The 15023-nt window shown below is 40.1% G+C and carries 14 protein-coding genes; 2 read left to right on the plus strand and 12 right to left on the minus strand.

Annotated elements, in window-relative coordinates:
- Positions 1 to 72: 72 nt before the first annotated feature.
- From KW850_RS12905 to KW850_RS12930, 6 genes are all read right to left on the minus strand, one after another.
- Positions 73 to 1836 carry a sensor histidine kinase gene (locus KW850_RS12905; RefSeq protein WP_218347982.1) on the minus strand — a complete coding sequence of 588 codons (1764 nt, stop codon included), beginning with the start codon at positions 1834 to 1836 and terminating at the stop codon, positions 73 to 75.
- A gap of 13 nt (positions 1837 to 1849) precedes the next feature.
- On the minus strand, positions 1850 to 3400 hold the full coding sequence (locus tag KW850_RS12910; RefSeq protein ID WP_218347983.1) for a response regulator transcription factor: 1551 nt from the start codon (positions 3398 to 3400) through the stop codon (positions 1850 to 1852).
- A 225-nt stretch (positions 3401 to 3625) separates the two neighbouring features.
- Entirely contained in the window at positions 3626 to 4345 is a 720-nt protein-coding gene (locus KW850_RS12915; RefSeq protein WP_218347984.1) for a hypothetical protein, read from the minus strand.
- On the minus strand, positions 4342 to 5091 hold the full coding sequence (locus tag KW850_RS12920) for a hypothetical protein (protein ID WP_218347985.1): 750 nt from the start codon (positions 5089 to 5091) through the stop codon (positions 4342 to 4344). Before KW850_RS12920 ends, KW850_RS12915 begins: the two co-directional genes overlap by 4 nt.
- Positions 5072 to 5974: an ABC transporter ATP-binding protein gene (locus KW850_RS12925; protein WP_218347986.1), complete on the minus strand. Its 903-nt coding sequence runs from the start codon at positions 5972 to 5974 to the stop codon at positions 5072 to 5074. Before KW850_RS12925 ends, KW850_RS12920 begins: the two co-directional genes overlap by 20 nt.
- Positions 5971 to 6351, minus strand: coding sequence for a GntR family transcriptional regulator (locus tag KW850_RS12930; RefSeq protein ID WP_218347987.1), 381 nt, complete (start codon positions 6349 to 6351; stop codon positions 5971 to 5973). Before KW850_RS12930 ends, KW850_RS12925 begins: the two co-directional genes overlap by 4 nt.
- Before the next feature lie 73 nt (positions 6352 to 6424).
- Between KW850_RS12930 and KW850_RS12935 the strand changes: the two genes are divergently transcribed.
- A complete protein-coding gene (locus KW850_RS12935; protein WP_218347988.1) occupies positions 6425 to 6598 on the plus strand; it encodes a hypothetical protein in 174 nt (57 codons plus the stop codon).
- Positions 6599 to 6950: 352 nt separating this feature from the next.
- On the opposite strand, the gene KW850_RS12940 is transcribed toward KW850_RS12935, so the two are convergent.
- Both KW850_RS12940 and KW850_RS12945 read right to left on the minus strand, forming a co-directional pair.
- A complete protein-coding gene (locus KW850_RS12940; protein WP_218347989.1) occupies positions 6951 to 7622 on the minus strand; it encodes a putative periplasmic lipoprotein in 672 nt (223 codons plus the stop codon).
- Between the two features lie 115 nt (positions 7623 to 7737).
- Positions 7738 to 9129 carry an alkaline phosphatase gene (locus tag KW850_RS12945; RefSeq protein ID WP_305730322.1) on the minus strand — a complete coding sequence of 464 codons (1392 nt, stop codon included), beginning with the start codon at positions 9127 to 9129 and terminating at the stop codon, positions 7738 to 7740.
- A gap of 377 nt (positions 9130 to 9506) precedes the next feature.
- On the opposite strand from KW850_RS12945, the gene KW850_RS12950 reads away from it, so the two are divergent.
- On the plus strand, positions 9507 to 10709 hold the full coding sequence (locus tag KW850_RS12950; RefSeq protein WP_218347990.1) for an MFS transporter: 1203 nt from the start codon (positions 9507 to 9509) through the stop codon (positions 10707 to 10709).
- Positions 10710 to 10801: 92 nt separating this feature from the next.
- Here KW850_RS12950 and KW850_RS12955 read toward each other — a convergent pair whose 3' ends face one another.
- From KW850_RS12955 to KW850_RS12970, 4 genes are read right to left on the minus strand one after another with little or no spacing between them, the layout of a single operon-like run.
- The gene (locus KW850_RS12955; RefSeq protein ID WP_374226323.1) at positions 10802 to 11797 is read right to left on the minus strand and encodes an NAD(P)/FAD-dependent oxidoreductase; all 996 of its coding nucleotides are present in this window, start codon (positions 11795 to 11797) and stop codon (positions 10802 to 10804) included.
- Positions 11798 to 11811: 14 nt separating this feature from the next.
- Positions 11812 to 12636, minus strand: a complete 825-nt coding sequence (locus tag KW850_RS12960) for an ABC transporter ATP-binding protein (protein WP_218347992.1) — start codon at positions 12634 to 12636, stop codon at positions 11812 to 11814.
- A 13-nt stretch (positions 12637 to 12649) separates the two neighbouring features.
- On the minus strand, positions 12650 to 13669 hold the full coding sequence (locus KW850_RS12965; protein WP_218347993.1) for a FecCD family ABC transporter permease: 1020 nt from the start codon (positions 13667 to 13669) through the stop codon (positions 12650 to 12652).
- Positions 13669 to 14625 carry a FecCD family ABC transporter permease gene (locus KW850_RS12970; RefSeq protein WP_218348084.1) on the minus strand — a complete coding sequence of 319 codons (957 nt, stop codon included), beginning with the start codon at positions 14623 to 14625 and terminating at the stop codon, positions 13669 to 13671. The genes KW850_RS12965 and KW850_RS12970 overlap by 1 nt, the downstream gene beginning before the upstream one ends.
- Positions 14626 to 15023: the final 398 nt, after the last annotated feature.

Below are 15023 nucleotides of genomic sequence, written 5' to 3' on the forward strand. Positions count from 1 at the left end.
GGTAATATTTTTGTAACATGAACACGCTTCCATTTAATTTATTTGGATTATTTTTAGATTTTATGACTATTTTTATATAGTCGTAATTGGCATTGTAATCCGTACCTTTGTCCCTTCGCCTAACTCGCTGGATATTGTCACCCCATACTGTTCTCCGTAAATAAGCTGGATACGCTCATGAACATTCCGTACACCAATCCCTGAAAACATCTGTTGTTTACGTTTTGTATTGGGTAGTTTATTTTCAGAAGAGACTTCCATTCCATCTCCATTATCAACTACTTCACAGATCAACGCATTCTCTTCCTGCCAGACAAGAACATTAATGTACCCGCCAGGCTTACGATTGAAGCCATGGAAGAATGAATTTTCCATAAAAGGCTGTAGGATAAGCTTTGGTACGTGATACTCCAAACAATCTGGCGCAACGAAATAATTAACGTTTATCCGATTACCATACCGTTTTTGATTAATGAGGACGTAATTTTTTAAATTATCCACTTCTTGGCCAATGGTATTTGTCTCGCTGACATTGCCAATTGTATTCTGAAGCAAGGAGATCAACGCACTAATCGTTGCTTCCGTTTCTTCTTTTCCACCTTGCATCACCATGAATTTTATCGAGGTCAGTGTGTTATACAGAAAATGTGGATTGATTTGCTGCTGCAAAGCAGACAATTCCGCATTGCGCTTTTGCTTTTGTGATTCTACCAGCTGTTCTACATACAGATGGAGCTCATCAAGCATGGAATTAAAGGCATTGCCGATTTTCATGGTTTCATAAGTACCAGATGCAGAAACATATTGGTGGAATTCATGTTTGGACGCATCTTCTATCTGCTTAACAAGACTCGATAATGAATTTGTCAATCTCCTTGTCGCTAGTAAGACAATAATTAGCGCCACAAAAACAATTCCCATAGAGATGAGGACGATATCTTTTTTATCAATTAGGTCTCCCACTGCTTTTTGCTTGTCGATTATATTAAATAAGTACATGTCAAAAGAAGGAAGATATTCCATCGAAATAATCTGGTCCTTCCCCATAAAGTTATCAATTATATAATGGTCTGGACTCTTTTCAATTTTCCCTGCGTAGCTAAGCAAGCCCTTTGGTTTTTGCCCAATGAGCTTGGACTGATTGCTAGAAACAATGACCCCCTGCTTATCTACAACAAACACATTATTACCAGTGCCTGTATAGCTTGTGAAGAACTTTCTAATTTCACCTTCATCAAACGCAAAAAACATAGATCCATAAATATTACCGTTGATCCGTTCCATTAGCACCTTTGATGCGACAATGAACCATCTATTCGTTCCACCATGTCTCTTGTCCAATTGATAAACCAGTTTCTTGGGTGCCTTAAACGTATTACTAATAAGGGTACTAGTCCTTAACTCTTCATCCGTTATTGGCCAGTAGGTACGGTCCGTCGCAAAACTGAACCCATTTCTGCCCATGATTAGAATGCTTTCCTCATATGCATCTAAATTGGTTTCGATCCGCTTCATCTGTTGGCCCGTATTATAATAAGCACTAAATTTCTCTTTATTGCTGTACTGTTCCTTCGTAAGGATTTTTTTTATCGTACTGCTTTGAAGGAGGTTGTTTGATGCAAGGACGACCGAATAGTTAAAGGACTCGAAGCTTTCCTTTACCTGACTCATTACTCTGGAATTCGTAATACTAAACTTTTTAATAAAAAATTGCTCGGACATCCGAATCGTTGTCCAAGTAATAGTAATCGAAACTGTGATAATCATCATAACCGTAATGAAAAACATAACGATAAACAATCCGTTATGTTTAAAACGTTCGGGAATAAATCTCATATTTCACCATCTCTTATCTAAGTTTTTGCTTTCTTTTGTATTGGCTTGGAGACAATCCCTTTATTTTCTTAAAAACTTTACAGAAATAACTGTGGTCCGAATAACCTACCCTTCCACTAATTTCGGAAATTGATTCCGTGCCTTGCAAAAGTAGCTTCGTCGCTTCTTCAATTCGGACTCTATTTAGATATTCGATAAATCCTTCCTTATTATGTGTTGAAAAATAGCTTGAAAGGTAGGAAGGATTAAAATGAAAATGCTTTGCTACCCCAGTAAGCGTAAGCGGCTCGGCATAATGTTTTTCAATATATTCCATTAGATTTTTCATATTTACATCTTCAGGCTCGTCTTGCACCGAAAATATGCATCGTTTCGCTTCTTCAATAAAGCGATTCATTAGTTCAACCGTGGCCTTGGCTGAAGGCGCTTCATCAATCGACCTAAAGTATGAATACTTAGCATTTTCCAAATCTGTTACATCATATTTCATATTACTTAGAAGAATTGTTATATTAAAAATAATGTTGCCAAAAAAAGCTTTATATTCAAAGACATCCATCGTATACCATGTGGACAACGCTGTAACATGTTCTTGTAAATATTGAAAAGCTGGATCAAAATGTTTGCGCTTTAATTCTTCTGTAAACCAATCCAAATTAAAGTTTTCAGGTTTGGAAGGCAGATGAGGCAGATCCTGTTTCATAAAGAATGATTGTTCGGGAAAATAAAAGCGATAGTCTAATAATTTTATAAGGTCTTCTTTGTAAATGTTCCCTAGTAGCGAGAGGTCTGCAAACTCCTCTGTTAAAGCAAGACTAATTCCCGGAATAGACTGTGAAAGTTGGCCGGCCAATTCAATAACCTCCGGAAGAATCTTTATATTAATTAAGTATCCGATGATATTCTCTTCAACGTTTAAGGGCTCGTGAACGGCTTGGCCTAGTTTGTTCTGAAATGCCTCTATCATTTTCTCTTTTATACTCGTTTGAAATTCGGCGCTATTTCTAGTTTGCTGGTTCCTTAAATCCACCCCAATTAAACAATAATGGCTAAACGGAAACGCCTGAGCTACTACGTCTGGATCATAATTTACTTCATATCCCGAAATGAGTTTATCGATAATCTGTCCGATTGGGAGATTACCAGTTACTCTATGATCCATTTTCTGAAATGCAGGAATTCGGCTTGCTGCCGTTTTCAGCGCCTTTAAGAGACCCTCCGCGTTGAGCTTCGGTTTTAGAATATAATCAACCACACCACTTTGGAAGGTGGAACGTACATAATCAAATTCTCCAAAACTACTTAAAATAATCATTTCAGTTTGAGGATATCTTTCCTTCACGATTCTCGTTAATTCTTCCCCGTCCATAATCGGCATCACGATATCTGTAATGATGATGTGTGGTTTGGTCGCTTCGATTAACTCAAGGGCTTCTTGGCCGTTCGAAGCCTCTCCCACAATCATAAACCCTTCTTGCTCCCAATTGATATAATGTTTAATCCCTTGTCTGATTAACATTTCATCGTCTACAATAAGTGTTCGGCATAGTTCCCTGACTGTCAACGCGATCCCTCCAGAAGATGATCTGTACAATTAATATTTCTATTATACTATAACCATTCTGTTTCATTTTTCATAAAATTGTTCCAATTAATTGCACTTCAGCAGAATACAAAGAAGTCCCTATCCCAACACAAAAAGCCTTATTTTACAGAACTTCTGACCAATTTAATTAAACGTTTGATTAGTTACCAACATAAAAAAAGGATAACCCTAACGGCTACCCATTTACTCGACATACTGAATGTTTATGTCTGATTGGTTGATAAGTTCAAGATCCTTCGGAATTCGCAGGTAGAGGATGCTCTGCCCCTCAAAAAAACTAGATTGGTGTTCAAATAACGAAGGCTCGCCCGTAAATTGATTGACTGAGAAGACATTATTAAACATGGAAAATTCAAGTTTTGCTTTCTTTGGATTTTGTAAAACTAATATATTCCCTGCTAATTTCAGACGAATCGGGTTAATCAACTTACTGATATCCATGTCATTCACACTTGATCTCGTTTTATAGGCTATTGCGTCAATTTTATGATCATTCGTGTTCTTTCTTTCCACAAAAATCTGTGTGCCAAAGAATTCAGCGGTTTCAGTTGTCACGTTAAGTTTTTGATCACGATAATCAAGGTCCCATTTTTTCTCAATAAAGTTGCTATCGATAGTATCGATTTTTCCAGCTGCAGCTGCATCGACTAAAGCGATTCCTTCTTTTTCTAAAGAGTCGACATCAGCCTTTTTCAAATCATTGTTATCTTTTCCGTTGATAAAAGTAACTACAAATGCACAGATAAGTAAGAGCGATATATACGCGCCAAATATCCTGCGGACCCAATGACTGGACATGGATTTGCCCTTATGGTTGACTGACTTTTTCATACTTTTGGCTGTGAAACCAGCAATCACTAAGATAATAAGAATAGGGAAAACAAAGGCCAAGGTCATTGTCATGATCTAACCTCCATTCGGTTTGACAATACAAATGCACTCGTAAAGAGCAGACTGCATGTAACGATTATTTTGATAATAAATAACAGGATGGATGATTCTGAAAAGATGAATCCAACGAGGTTTGATACGATGCGTGCGTTCCCACTAACCCCGCCGAGAACCAATGACCCGAAAAATAGTGCCGGCACTAAGACAACGAAAACTTTATGAATCTGGACCAGCGTCCCGACCAAATATCCAAAAGCACAAAATAGGAATATATAAAAACTTGTTGCAAAAATACCCAATATTAATGCTGCGGGGGTACCGAACACGCTTGAGTTAGCCATTGTTTGCGGCCCGACAAAGAGATATGTTATCACTTTCAGAAGATAGGTAGACAACATAGCTGTCAGACCGCCAATAAGGCTGGCTGTTAGCAAAAACAATAGATTGGAAAGGTTGTGGCTAAGTCGATTGGTGACAAAGGTGAAGTCATCATTGCGATATGCCTTCGTAGTAATGATAATAGCGATAATAAACCCCCATAGCATTGTGAAAAAAGCAACCAAATCGGCGGAATAATAATGAACCTCCAGTTCAATACTTTCACTGCTTGATCCCATCATGCCCACACCGTTAAGTGAAAAGAAAATAGCTAGCAATTGAAGAAAGACCAGGTTCCAAAACACCTGAACGTAAGCCTTCAATTTATAGGAATATTGTTTTTTCACAATCGATGTCAGACTAACCTTGGATAAAGACATCATCAATTCCCCCTTCACTTTTACTAGTTAAATAAACACATAGGTCGCTAGCGGTAACCGACGTGAGGTCAATCCCAGACGCACGAGCTTTCTGCCTTTCTTGCTCGGAAAACTGATTCCTTACGACGACAAAAGATTGATCAAGACCGATGTTTTTGGTGTGAATCCTCTCTCTATCTTTAGTCCATTCATTGACGATCGCTGTCTTTCCTTGAATTCCAATCGCAAAGTCCTTAACATCTGCTGCCGGGAGATGTAGATGCTCTTTCCCATCTTTTATCAGAAGGATATCTTCTAGTAAATCCTCGATCTCGTTCAAATGATGGCTTGAAATAATAATCGAGCGTGGATGGGCAATATAATCTTTTAGTAAAGCGCGGTAAAAATCATGTCTGACAGCCGCATCCATACCTGTGGTCGGTTCATCAAAAATCGTCAATGGACACCGGGCAGATAATCCTATGATGGTATTGAACGTACTCTTCATTCCCTTTGATAGTTCTTGATAATCTTGCAACGGGTTCAACGAGAAATAGTCAAAAAGGCGATTGGCCAGAGCTGCATCCCAATTTTCATAAAATTTTTCTGCGGCCGCTAAGATTTCTTTAAGATTCAAAGCAGAAGGCAGACTCAATTGGTCATGAATCAATATGACGTTAGCTGAAACTGTTAGACTATTAAACGGCTTTTCCGAGAACACGTGGACCTTTCCTGATGTTTCCTTTATCAAGCCAGCAATTATTTTTAACAGCGTCGATTTCCCTGCTCCATTTCGACCAATCAGGCCGGTTATTTTATTTTCTCCGATCTCAAATGACAGGTTGTTTAACGCTCTATTTCTCCCGTAGTCTTTCGTCAATCCATTGCACTCGATGACACTCATTTTTCTTCCTCCCCACTGTTAGCTGCTTTAATCATTTCAATTAACTCGGCTTTACTAACGTTTAACCGGTCTGCTTCGAGGACAATTTCCTCAACTAATCTTTTTAACGTCTCATTTTTCCGCTTGTTAAGGATCATGTCTTTGGCAGTGCTTGCAACAAACATCCCCAGTCCACGTTTCTTATAGAGGATGTTTTCATCCGCCAAAATATTGAGGCCCTTTGCGGCCGTTGCCGGATTAATATTAAAGATCTCTGCCAGTTGATATTGGGAGTAAATTTTTTGATCACTTTCAAAATTTCCATTCAGAATCTCACGCTCTAGCCACTCCGATATCTGTAAATAAATCGGCTTCGTCCCATCCAAATTAAGATTCAAGCTCTCACCCCTCACCTCTAATATAGTGCATTAGTGTTGTAATGTAGTATATATCAATTGGAAATAAAAAACAATGGATAAATTTCCAATATTTACATTTTTATTTGGTGGTGCCTCTTTTGTGGTGCTTTGGTGTCAGGCACCACAAAAAGACATTTGTCCACGGGTGGTGCCTGACACCTTAGATGACACCATGGGTGGCCAACAGGATAATAATCTTCCAGTAAGGTTTGGATACTATTTTTAGGGAGGGGTGTGTATTAGTGAGTATTAATTCAATATGCTATCTCGGACTGGGTTTTTTAAGTGTCATTCTTTTGGGTTATGTGCGATATAAAAAGGGGATAAAAAGGAGTCTGCTGCTATTTTTAGCAATGGTTGGTTTGGGGTATATGATTGAAGCCATTATTTATAATTTTTTAGGAAGCTAACAATATCATCCCAAAATCCTCATGCATGGTCGAATTTATGATAGCAATATGGGAGCGGTCGCATCCAATGCGTTAGCCTTGCCTGTTTTGCAAAAGGGGTATAGGGTGTCAGGCACCACTCGTGGACATTTGTCCACGAGTGGTGCCTGACACCCTTTTCATTCTCTATTAGAAATTTAATTGGATTTTTTGTGCTTCTTCAAGTCTTTCTTGTTGAGCATTATACACATCACTTGTTAAGATTTTTATCCATTGAATCTCTTTACTGTTTGCTTGGTTGATGATGAATCCTAGACTCCCCCGCTTTATTTGGCTTCCTTCGATTTCCCCATTTAAATGTTCAAGATACATATCCTGTTTCCAATCCATTTTCACTCCTGTGTTCGTTTCAAACAGGGCAACTGGGGCAAAATTCAGCTTTTCTTTCGAGTGATTTTTTATATCCACACTTATTTTAATAAAATCAAATTCCTCGGCTTCCGTTAGCGGATGGAAATAATCAATTAAACTATAATCTGGCCGGTAGTGCAGTAGTTTCATTTCTTTGATTGTGTACTCGATATCTCCAAAATGATAGACCTTATTGATTTGTTTCATTTGTTTTAAAGTTGCTTCTCCTTTTTCATCTGTAACCGACTGCCCAGGTTTTTGTAACGTTGAATCATCGGTTACCTGAGGGCTATTGTAATAAGCATCATGTTCGTCTGCAGAAATCTTTTTGGCAGCTGTCGAAGTATTCTCTGTTACTGTGTCAGTCTTCTCATTAGGTGGCTGAATTGAGACAAATGAACAGCCAGTTAGAAGGAAAACAAATAAAATAATTATCATTGCCTGTTTCACATCGATTCCTCCTATCAAGTAAAAACGGTCTTTTTAGCAAGCTATCCCGTTGCTTTAAAACGCAACGGGATATACGATTGCTAAATCTTTGTCCTCTTTATTGTGAAAACTTAACTTACTTGTCTTCGACGACTGTTTTTCGACTGCCTTTTTCAAGTAGGTCAAAGATGATTTTAGCATTGTCTGTATTGTCAATTTGTCCGGCAAAGCGTTCGCTCGCTGGGCCGAATGCATAGACATTTACATCTTCACCCGTATGTCCGCCCGTCGTCCATCCCGTGAATGAACGGGTATCAATAATTTGTTCGATCGCATTATCGATATCCACTACTTTCTTGGTTGCTGCTGCATCTTTAACCGACTGAATCTCTTTATCTGTTAATGTAAGATTGATATATTTATTCAATGTTTCTTTCACATCTGCACCGTTTGCAATTTGCTCTGCCATATAATCCGGCGTACGTTTTGTAGCATTGATTGGGGCACTAAACCAGTTATACTCGCCGCGAGCACCAATTGAGTAACCGCCAGTTGAATGGTCGGCTGTTGCTACAACCAATGTATGTTTATCCTTTTTGGCAAAATCGATTGCTGCTTTGAACGCCTTTTCGAAATCTTCCATTTCACTCATCGCACCAACAATATCATTATCGTGACCAGCCCAGTCGATTTGACTTCCTTCTACCATTAAAAAGAAACCTTTTTTATTTTGATTTAAGCGCTCAATTGCTGAAGTCGTCATGTCTGCAAGTGAAGGCATCCCTTCTGTGCGATCAATCATTTTTGGCATACCGCGTTTCGCAAATAAACCGAGTACCTGGTCATTCTTATCCTTTTTCAATTCTTGCAGGGTAGAAACATAGCTGTATCCGTCTTTTTGGAATTCATCAGTAAGGTTACGATCTTGTCGGATAAATAAATCTGAGCCGCCACCCAAAAGGACGTCAATTTTGTGTTTTCCGTTTACCATTTCATTATAATAATCATCTGCAATGGCATTCATGTTATTTCGGTTTACATCGTGAGAACCAAACGATGCAGGTGTAGCATGTGTAATTTCGGAGGTAGCAACAAGACCGGTTGATTTCCCCTGCTCTTTTGCAGATTCAAGGACTGTTTTGACTTCAGATTTGTCGTTATCAACAGCGATGGCAGCATTATATGTTTTGACACCAGCCGCCATTGCCGTAGCAGCTGATGCTGAATCCGTTACATTTTGCTTCGCATCCTCAGGATATGTAGTCTGTTGTCCAACTAAGTATTTATCAAACTCAGTTGGTTCCACTCTTTTCGTAGCAGGATCGTCCTTTAAATAACGATAAGCTGAGGTATAAGAAACACCCATACCATCACCTATTAGAAAAATGACATTTTTAATTTCCGCATTGTTTTTCGTATTATTTTCTGATTCCGCATTAGCAGTACCCTCTCCGACAAGGCTGCTAAACGCAATAGTTGAAAGAACAGCAACTGGAAGAACCTTTTTCATTAGTTTTTTCTTAAACAATTGAATTTCCCCCTCAAATTAAAATGTTAATTATTACGACTCTATTTTAAAGGGGTTTTATTAAGCGAATGTAAACCATTGTAAAGATGAATACTCTTTGAATTGCTTGATCATAGGAAATTGGTATGAGAGCAAAAGTATTTTGAACACAAATCCCGTATTTTCCCTTTTGATTTTTGACCTACTTCTCCTGAAAATGGCCTATTTTTCTTTATATTTTTTTAACAAAAATTGAACATTTGAGGGAAGAGTTACTTTTCAAGTGAAACAAAATGCCATTTGTTCACTAGTGGTGCCTGACACCTTTTTCTGATACTATTTTGAATAGTATTATATTTTCGTATAAATACGAATAGAGGGATTGAGGGAAACATCGTATGTTGAGGAACAAGAATGTTTGGATATTGTTAACAGGGGAATTTATCGCTGGCCTCGGTTTGTGGCTTGGTATTATTGGTAATTTGGAATTCATGCAGGCGAAGCTGCCTTCGGATTTCTTAAAATCACTGCTTCTGGCGGCTGGATTGCTTGCTGGAATTGCTTTTGGCCCCTATGCTGGCCGGCTTACTGATCAAGTAAGTAAGAAAACAGTCATGCTGTTAGCTGGATTTGTAAGGGCTATCAGTGTCATCTTTATGCTAATTGCGATAGCTACTGGCTCCATCTGGTGGATGCTAGTGTTTCTAGTCTTGCTGCAGATTTCCGCAGCGTTTTATTTTCCTGCCCTGCAGGCAGCACTGCCGTTGATTGTGGCTGAAAAGGATTTGCTCCAATTAAATGGTATTAATATGAACGTATCTACTCTGTCTCGCATTATTGGAACAGCGGTGGCCGGCGTTTTGTTGGTAATCCTGCCATTATCGATGCTATATGTCAGTTCTCTGGTCGCGTATATTGGATTATTTATCCTCACTTGGTTCTTAGATATTGATGAATCAAGGGAGCTTCAAATAGCAAAGAATAGCCCTACTGAAAAAACAAGTTTTAAAGACGTATTTCCTATTATTAAAGGTCTACCTATTGTCTTGATGACGCTTATCATGACACTGGTCCCGGTCCTATTTCTTGGCGGATTTAACCTTGTAGTCATTAACATTAGTGAACTTCAGGATAGTTCAGCCATAAAAGGCTGGATTTACACCGCAGAGGGAACCTCCTTCATGCTTGGTGCTTTTCTTATTAAGTTAATCAGTGACAGAACTTCACCCTACATCATCTTATTTGCCTGTTCCTTACTGATTGGGGGTTCACAGATGCTTCTCTATATGGCTGACAATCCAGTGTTGACCATTGCAGCGTTTGCGCTTTTTGGATTCTCTGTCGGCTGCTTTTTCCCGACAGCTGCCACCATTTTTCAAACAAAGGTACCAAAGGAATTTCATGGCCGCTTTTTTTCGTTCCGAAACATGCTGGACCGGATAACCTTTCAGATCGTCCTGCTCATTAGCGGCTTTCTCCTAGACCTCATTGGCCTGCAGCTCATGTGCGTTCTATTTGGAGGCATATCCATCATCATGACAGCAATCTTTTATACCAGACATAAATACCTTCAAACCCGTCCAGCCAAACAAAATACCTAACCGTAAAAAGGCACCATCCACAAACGGATGATGCCTTTTTACTCTATACACACCAGGAGGACAAATGTCCACGGACAGTGCCTGACACCAATTTAAAAATGGCTGGTGGAGTAGATGGGTTTTAGTTCTTTTTGGGGTTCTATGTAGGCTTTGGCACTATTGACAGCAGTGGGGCCTTCGGAAAATCCGCCCGCTATTAGGTGTAATTTATTTGGGTAGTTTGCGACGTCTCCCGCTGCGAAGATTCCTTCGATATTGGTTTGCATCTGGCTATCTACTTTGATATTTCCATATTCGAACTCTAATCCCCATCCCTTGATCGGGCCTAGGTCGATGCAGAAGCCATGATTGACTAGAACCTCGTCCACTTCAATGGTCTGGATGTCATTCGTTTCAATGTTTTTAACGTTAACACTCGTAATTCCTTCACCCTCCCCACGTAATGCCTCCAATACATAAGGGGTCAAGATGGTCGCCGTCGATTTCCGCAAATTGCTGATGTTTCGTTCAAGTCCTGAAAACTCATGTCTGCGATGGACCACGGTAACCTGCCGCGCAATCGGGAGCAGCTCGTTTGCCCAATCAACGGCAGAATTTCCTCCACCGGATATAAGAACATGTTTATCTTTGTAGTAATTCAATCTTTCCACCGCATACCGCAGGTTTCTTCCTTCATATTGTTCTGCATTTTCTACATCAAGCTTCGCACTTTTTAGCGTTCCGAATCCCGTCGCTAAGATAATTGCCCGGGTATGGTGCTTCTCCCCGTTGTGACTTGTTAACAGAAAGGTCCCATCTTCTAACCTTTCTAGCCCCATAACTTGTTGATTTAAAACAATCGTCGGGTTAAAGGTTTGGGCTTGCACAACCAGCTGTTGAATTAAGTTTTCTCCTGAAATAGCAGGAATCCCGCCAATATCGCGGATGACCTTCTCTGGATAGAAATAGGAAACCTTCCCTCCTAAGTAGGGAAGAAATTCAATAATTTTCGTTTCCATCTCTCTCATCCCACAATAAAAAGCAGTAAATAAGCCCACTGGTCCACCACCGATGATGGTTACATCGTATAATTTCATCTCATTCCCCACCCAATCCGATTTCACTAGAAATTCATGACTTTTCGATTGTCTAACGACTGCTCTTTCTGAATTAAATCATAGCAAAGACATACTGGCTTTTTCGTCCGTGGATCTTTGACAATTTCTGCATCGATTTGGAAAACCGCTTTTAGTACGTCTGAGGTCATCACTTCTTCTGCGCTACCCTCTTTGACAATAGTCCCCTTACGAAGAGCCACCATATGATGGGAGAATCGTGACGCATGGTTCAAATCGTGAATGACCATCACGATGGTCCGGTTTTGTTCCTTATTCAATTTTTCAAGCAGTTGCAAAATCTCCAACTGGTGCGCCATATCAAGGTAAGTAGTTGGCTCATCGAGCAGCAAGAGATCCGTCTCTTGGGCAATGGCCATCGCAATCCAAGCGCGTTGACGCTGTCCTCCAGAAAGGGCATCGACTGGATGATCAGCGAATAGACTAAGGCCGGTTACTTCTAGTGCCCATTCAATCACTTGTCGATCTTTATCCGTTAATCTTCCAAATCCGCTTTGATGCGGGGAACGCCCAAAGGATATCAATTCATAGACTGTTAAGCCGTTCGGAGCCTCAGGACTTTGCGGAAGTACAGCCATTTTCTTTGCGATTTCTTTTGTTGGGACCTTGTGAATCATCTTTCCATCTAAATATACGATTCCAGATTTGGCTGCATGGACGCGCGCTAATGTTTTTAAAATAGTGGATTTCCCGCAGCCATTGGCGCCGATAATGGTGGTAATTTCCCCTTTGTTTATGTGTAAATTCAAGTTTTCAACGATCGTCTTGTCTCCATAACCAATCTGAAGATTCTCGGTAGAAAGTGAAACCACAATCCGTTCCCCCTTATTTTGCTTTCATTAGTAAAAAAATAAAATATGGTGCACTAAATATTGCTACGACAATTCCCACCGGAATTTGGGTTGGGGCAAGCAGATTTTTACCAATCGTGTCTGCTAATAAAAGCACGAATGCCCCTATCACCGCCGTTATCGGTAAAAACAGCTGGTGCTTTGGTCCAATTAATCGTTTGGCAATATGGGGAGCAACTAATCCCAAAAAGGCAATTCCTCCCCCTGCGGCGACACTGAAGCCTGCAAGGGCCACTGCCGCTAGAAGCAACAAACGTCTTTCTTTTTCTACCTGAATGCCTAATCCTGTCGCGACTTGGTCACCTAAATTCATGATATTTAAGATATGTGCTTTATATAAGACAAAAGGAAGAAGCAGCAGGATTAACGGGGCAAGAATCGCAACGAATTTCCAATTCGTCCCCCAAATATCACCTGACAGCCAGACAGCTGCCTGCATGAAGTCTTGCGGGTTCATTTTTAATTGAAAAATAACAATCGCAGCTCCAAACCCTGAATTTACCCCAATCCCGACTAAAATTAACCGAACAGGGTCAATCCCCTTTTTCCATGCTATGACATAAATCAGGAATGCCGCGATTACCGCGCCTACTAAAGCAAATAGTGGCAATAAAAAGATCCCAATTGTACTCACGCTGTTCATAGAGCCTTGAAAGAAATAGATAAATAGGATAACCATGAACCCGGCTCCTGAATTAATGCCTAATATACCAGGATCCGCTAGTTCATTTTTCGTCACACCTTGCAATATTGCACCAGAGACTGCTAATCCTGCACCAATCAATAATGCCAGAATCATTCTTGGCAGTCTAAAATCAACTAATACGAGTTGGTCACGTGCCGTTCCCTTCCCCAGTAATGTCTTGAAAACATCGATTGGGGCAATCCGTACCACACCAAGATTTAAACTTATAATAAAAGTGATAATTGTTAAAATAAATAAAAGGCTAATGAGGACAATAAATTTTTTCTGTTTCGCTTTCGATTGATTCATTACAGCCCCCTCCTTTCCCCACGAGCAAGGTACAAGAAGAAAGGAACACCGATGATGGCCGTTATGGCTCCAACAGGCGTCTCAAATGGGGCATTCACCATTCTAGCTGCAATATCGGCAAGAACGAGTAACAGTCCGCCTAATACCGCAGAAATAGGAATAATCCAGCGGTAATCTGATCCGATGATAAAGCGGGTAATGTGTGGAATCACTAGCCCAATAAAACCAATAGCACCCGCAACAGAAACGGCAGCACCGGTTAGCACTAATACCACAATCACACCAAGTGATTTTACTAAAAGGGTGTTTTGGCCAAGCCCTTTTGATACTTCTTCCCCTAAGCTAAGAATGGTGATGGACCTCGAGATGTAAAGGGCTAGCAATAATCCAATTCCGCCAGTGATAAGTAAAATCTTAATGGATTCCCATGTTACCGTTGTTAATCCTCCGGCATACCAAAAGCTCATGTCCTTTGCAACTTGCGTATGAAGAGCAATGGCACTAGAAAATGCACTGAGCATCGATCCCACCGCAACCCCGGCAAGGGCAAGTTTTACTGGGGTCAAGCCTCCCTTTGAAAAAGCCCCAATTGTAAACACAAGGATAACACCAAGTCCCGCTCCGACAAATGAAGAAAAGGTTAAGCCTAACATCGTCGCAGTCGGAATAAAGGCGAGCGTGATAACTAACGCAAAAGCCGCACCATCAGTCACGCCCATGATGGAAGGAGAGGCGAGTGGATTTCGTGTTAACCCCTGCATGACAGCACCTGAAACAGCAAGAAAAGCTCCAACTAATACCGCACCGATTGCCCTTGGCATGCGAATTTCTTGAATAATTTGATGAGAGGTTATTTCAGGATTAAAACGGGAGACCGCCTCCCAGACCGTAGCCATTTTTATATCCGCTGCCCCGTATGCAATGGATAATCCCATCGAGATTAGGATTAGTACCATTCCGACGATTAATACAAAAGTTCCTTTAATGGATGTTCTGAATCTTTTATTGTGAAACGCTAACGAATCTCCCTCTTGCTTTGTAGTTGTATTCCCATTCAAAAACTAACACCTCTTCTGATAAGGCTCTTTTCGTAAACTTTGTTGCTTTTGGAGCATAATAAGGGTCATTTACTAAGTTTCTAGGCAATTTTCGCAAATGTCTTACGAAAAGTTGCCACGAAGCATCCAGTTATACGGGTTGATGAACTTATATAAAAACAACAATCTATGCGAAAATAGCCTCTGATAAAAAGAAAAATTGGGTATATTACTATAGTGAAAATGAATGTATGTGTAACCTATAAAAAGAATGATAATCATTATCAAGTATAGAGAGTAAACAGTTATTTTTCAAT

The sequence above is a fragment of the Bacillus sp. sid0103 genome, assembly GCF_019219025.1.

Bases quoted from the DNA above. Each gene is read 5' to 3' on its own strand.
- KW850_RS12905 (WP_218347982.1), bottom strand. From the start codon at position 1,836: ATGAGATTTATTCCCGAACGTTTTAAACATAACGGATTGTTTATCGTT.
- KW850_RS12915 (WP_218347984.1), bottom strand. From the start codon at position 4,345: ATGACAATGACCTTGGCCTTTGTTTTCCCTATTCTTATTATCTTAGTG.
- KW850_RS12920 (WP_218347985.1), bottom strand. From the start codon at position 5,091: ATGTCTTTATCCAAGGTTAGTCTGACATCGATTGTGAAAAAACAATAT.
- KW850_RS12925 (WP_218347986.1), bottom strand. From the start codon at position 5,974: ATGAGTGTCATCGAGTGCAATGGATTGACGAAAGACTACGGGAGAAAT.
- KW850_RS12935 (WP_218347988.1), top strand. From the start codon at position 6,425: ATGGATAAATTTCCAATATTTACATTTTTATTTGGTGGTGCCTCTTTT.
- KW850_RS12950 (WP_218347990.1), top strand. From the start codon at position 9,507: ATGTTGAGGAACAAGAATGTTTGGATATTGTTAACAGGGGAATTTATC.
- KW850_RS12965 (WP_218347993.1), bottom strand. From the start codon at position 13,669: ATGAATCAATCGAAAGCGAAACAGAAAAAATTTATTGTCCTCATTAGC.
- KW850_RS12970 (WP_218348084.1), bottom strand. From the start codon at position 14,625: ATGGTACTAATCCTAATCTCGATGGGATTATCCATTGCATACGGGGCA.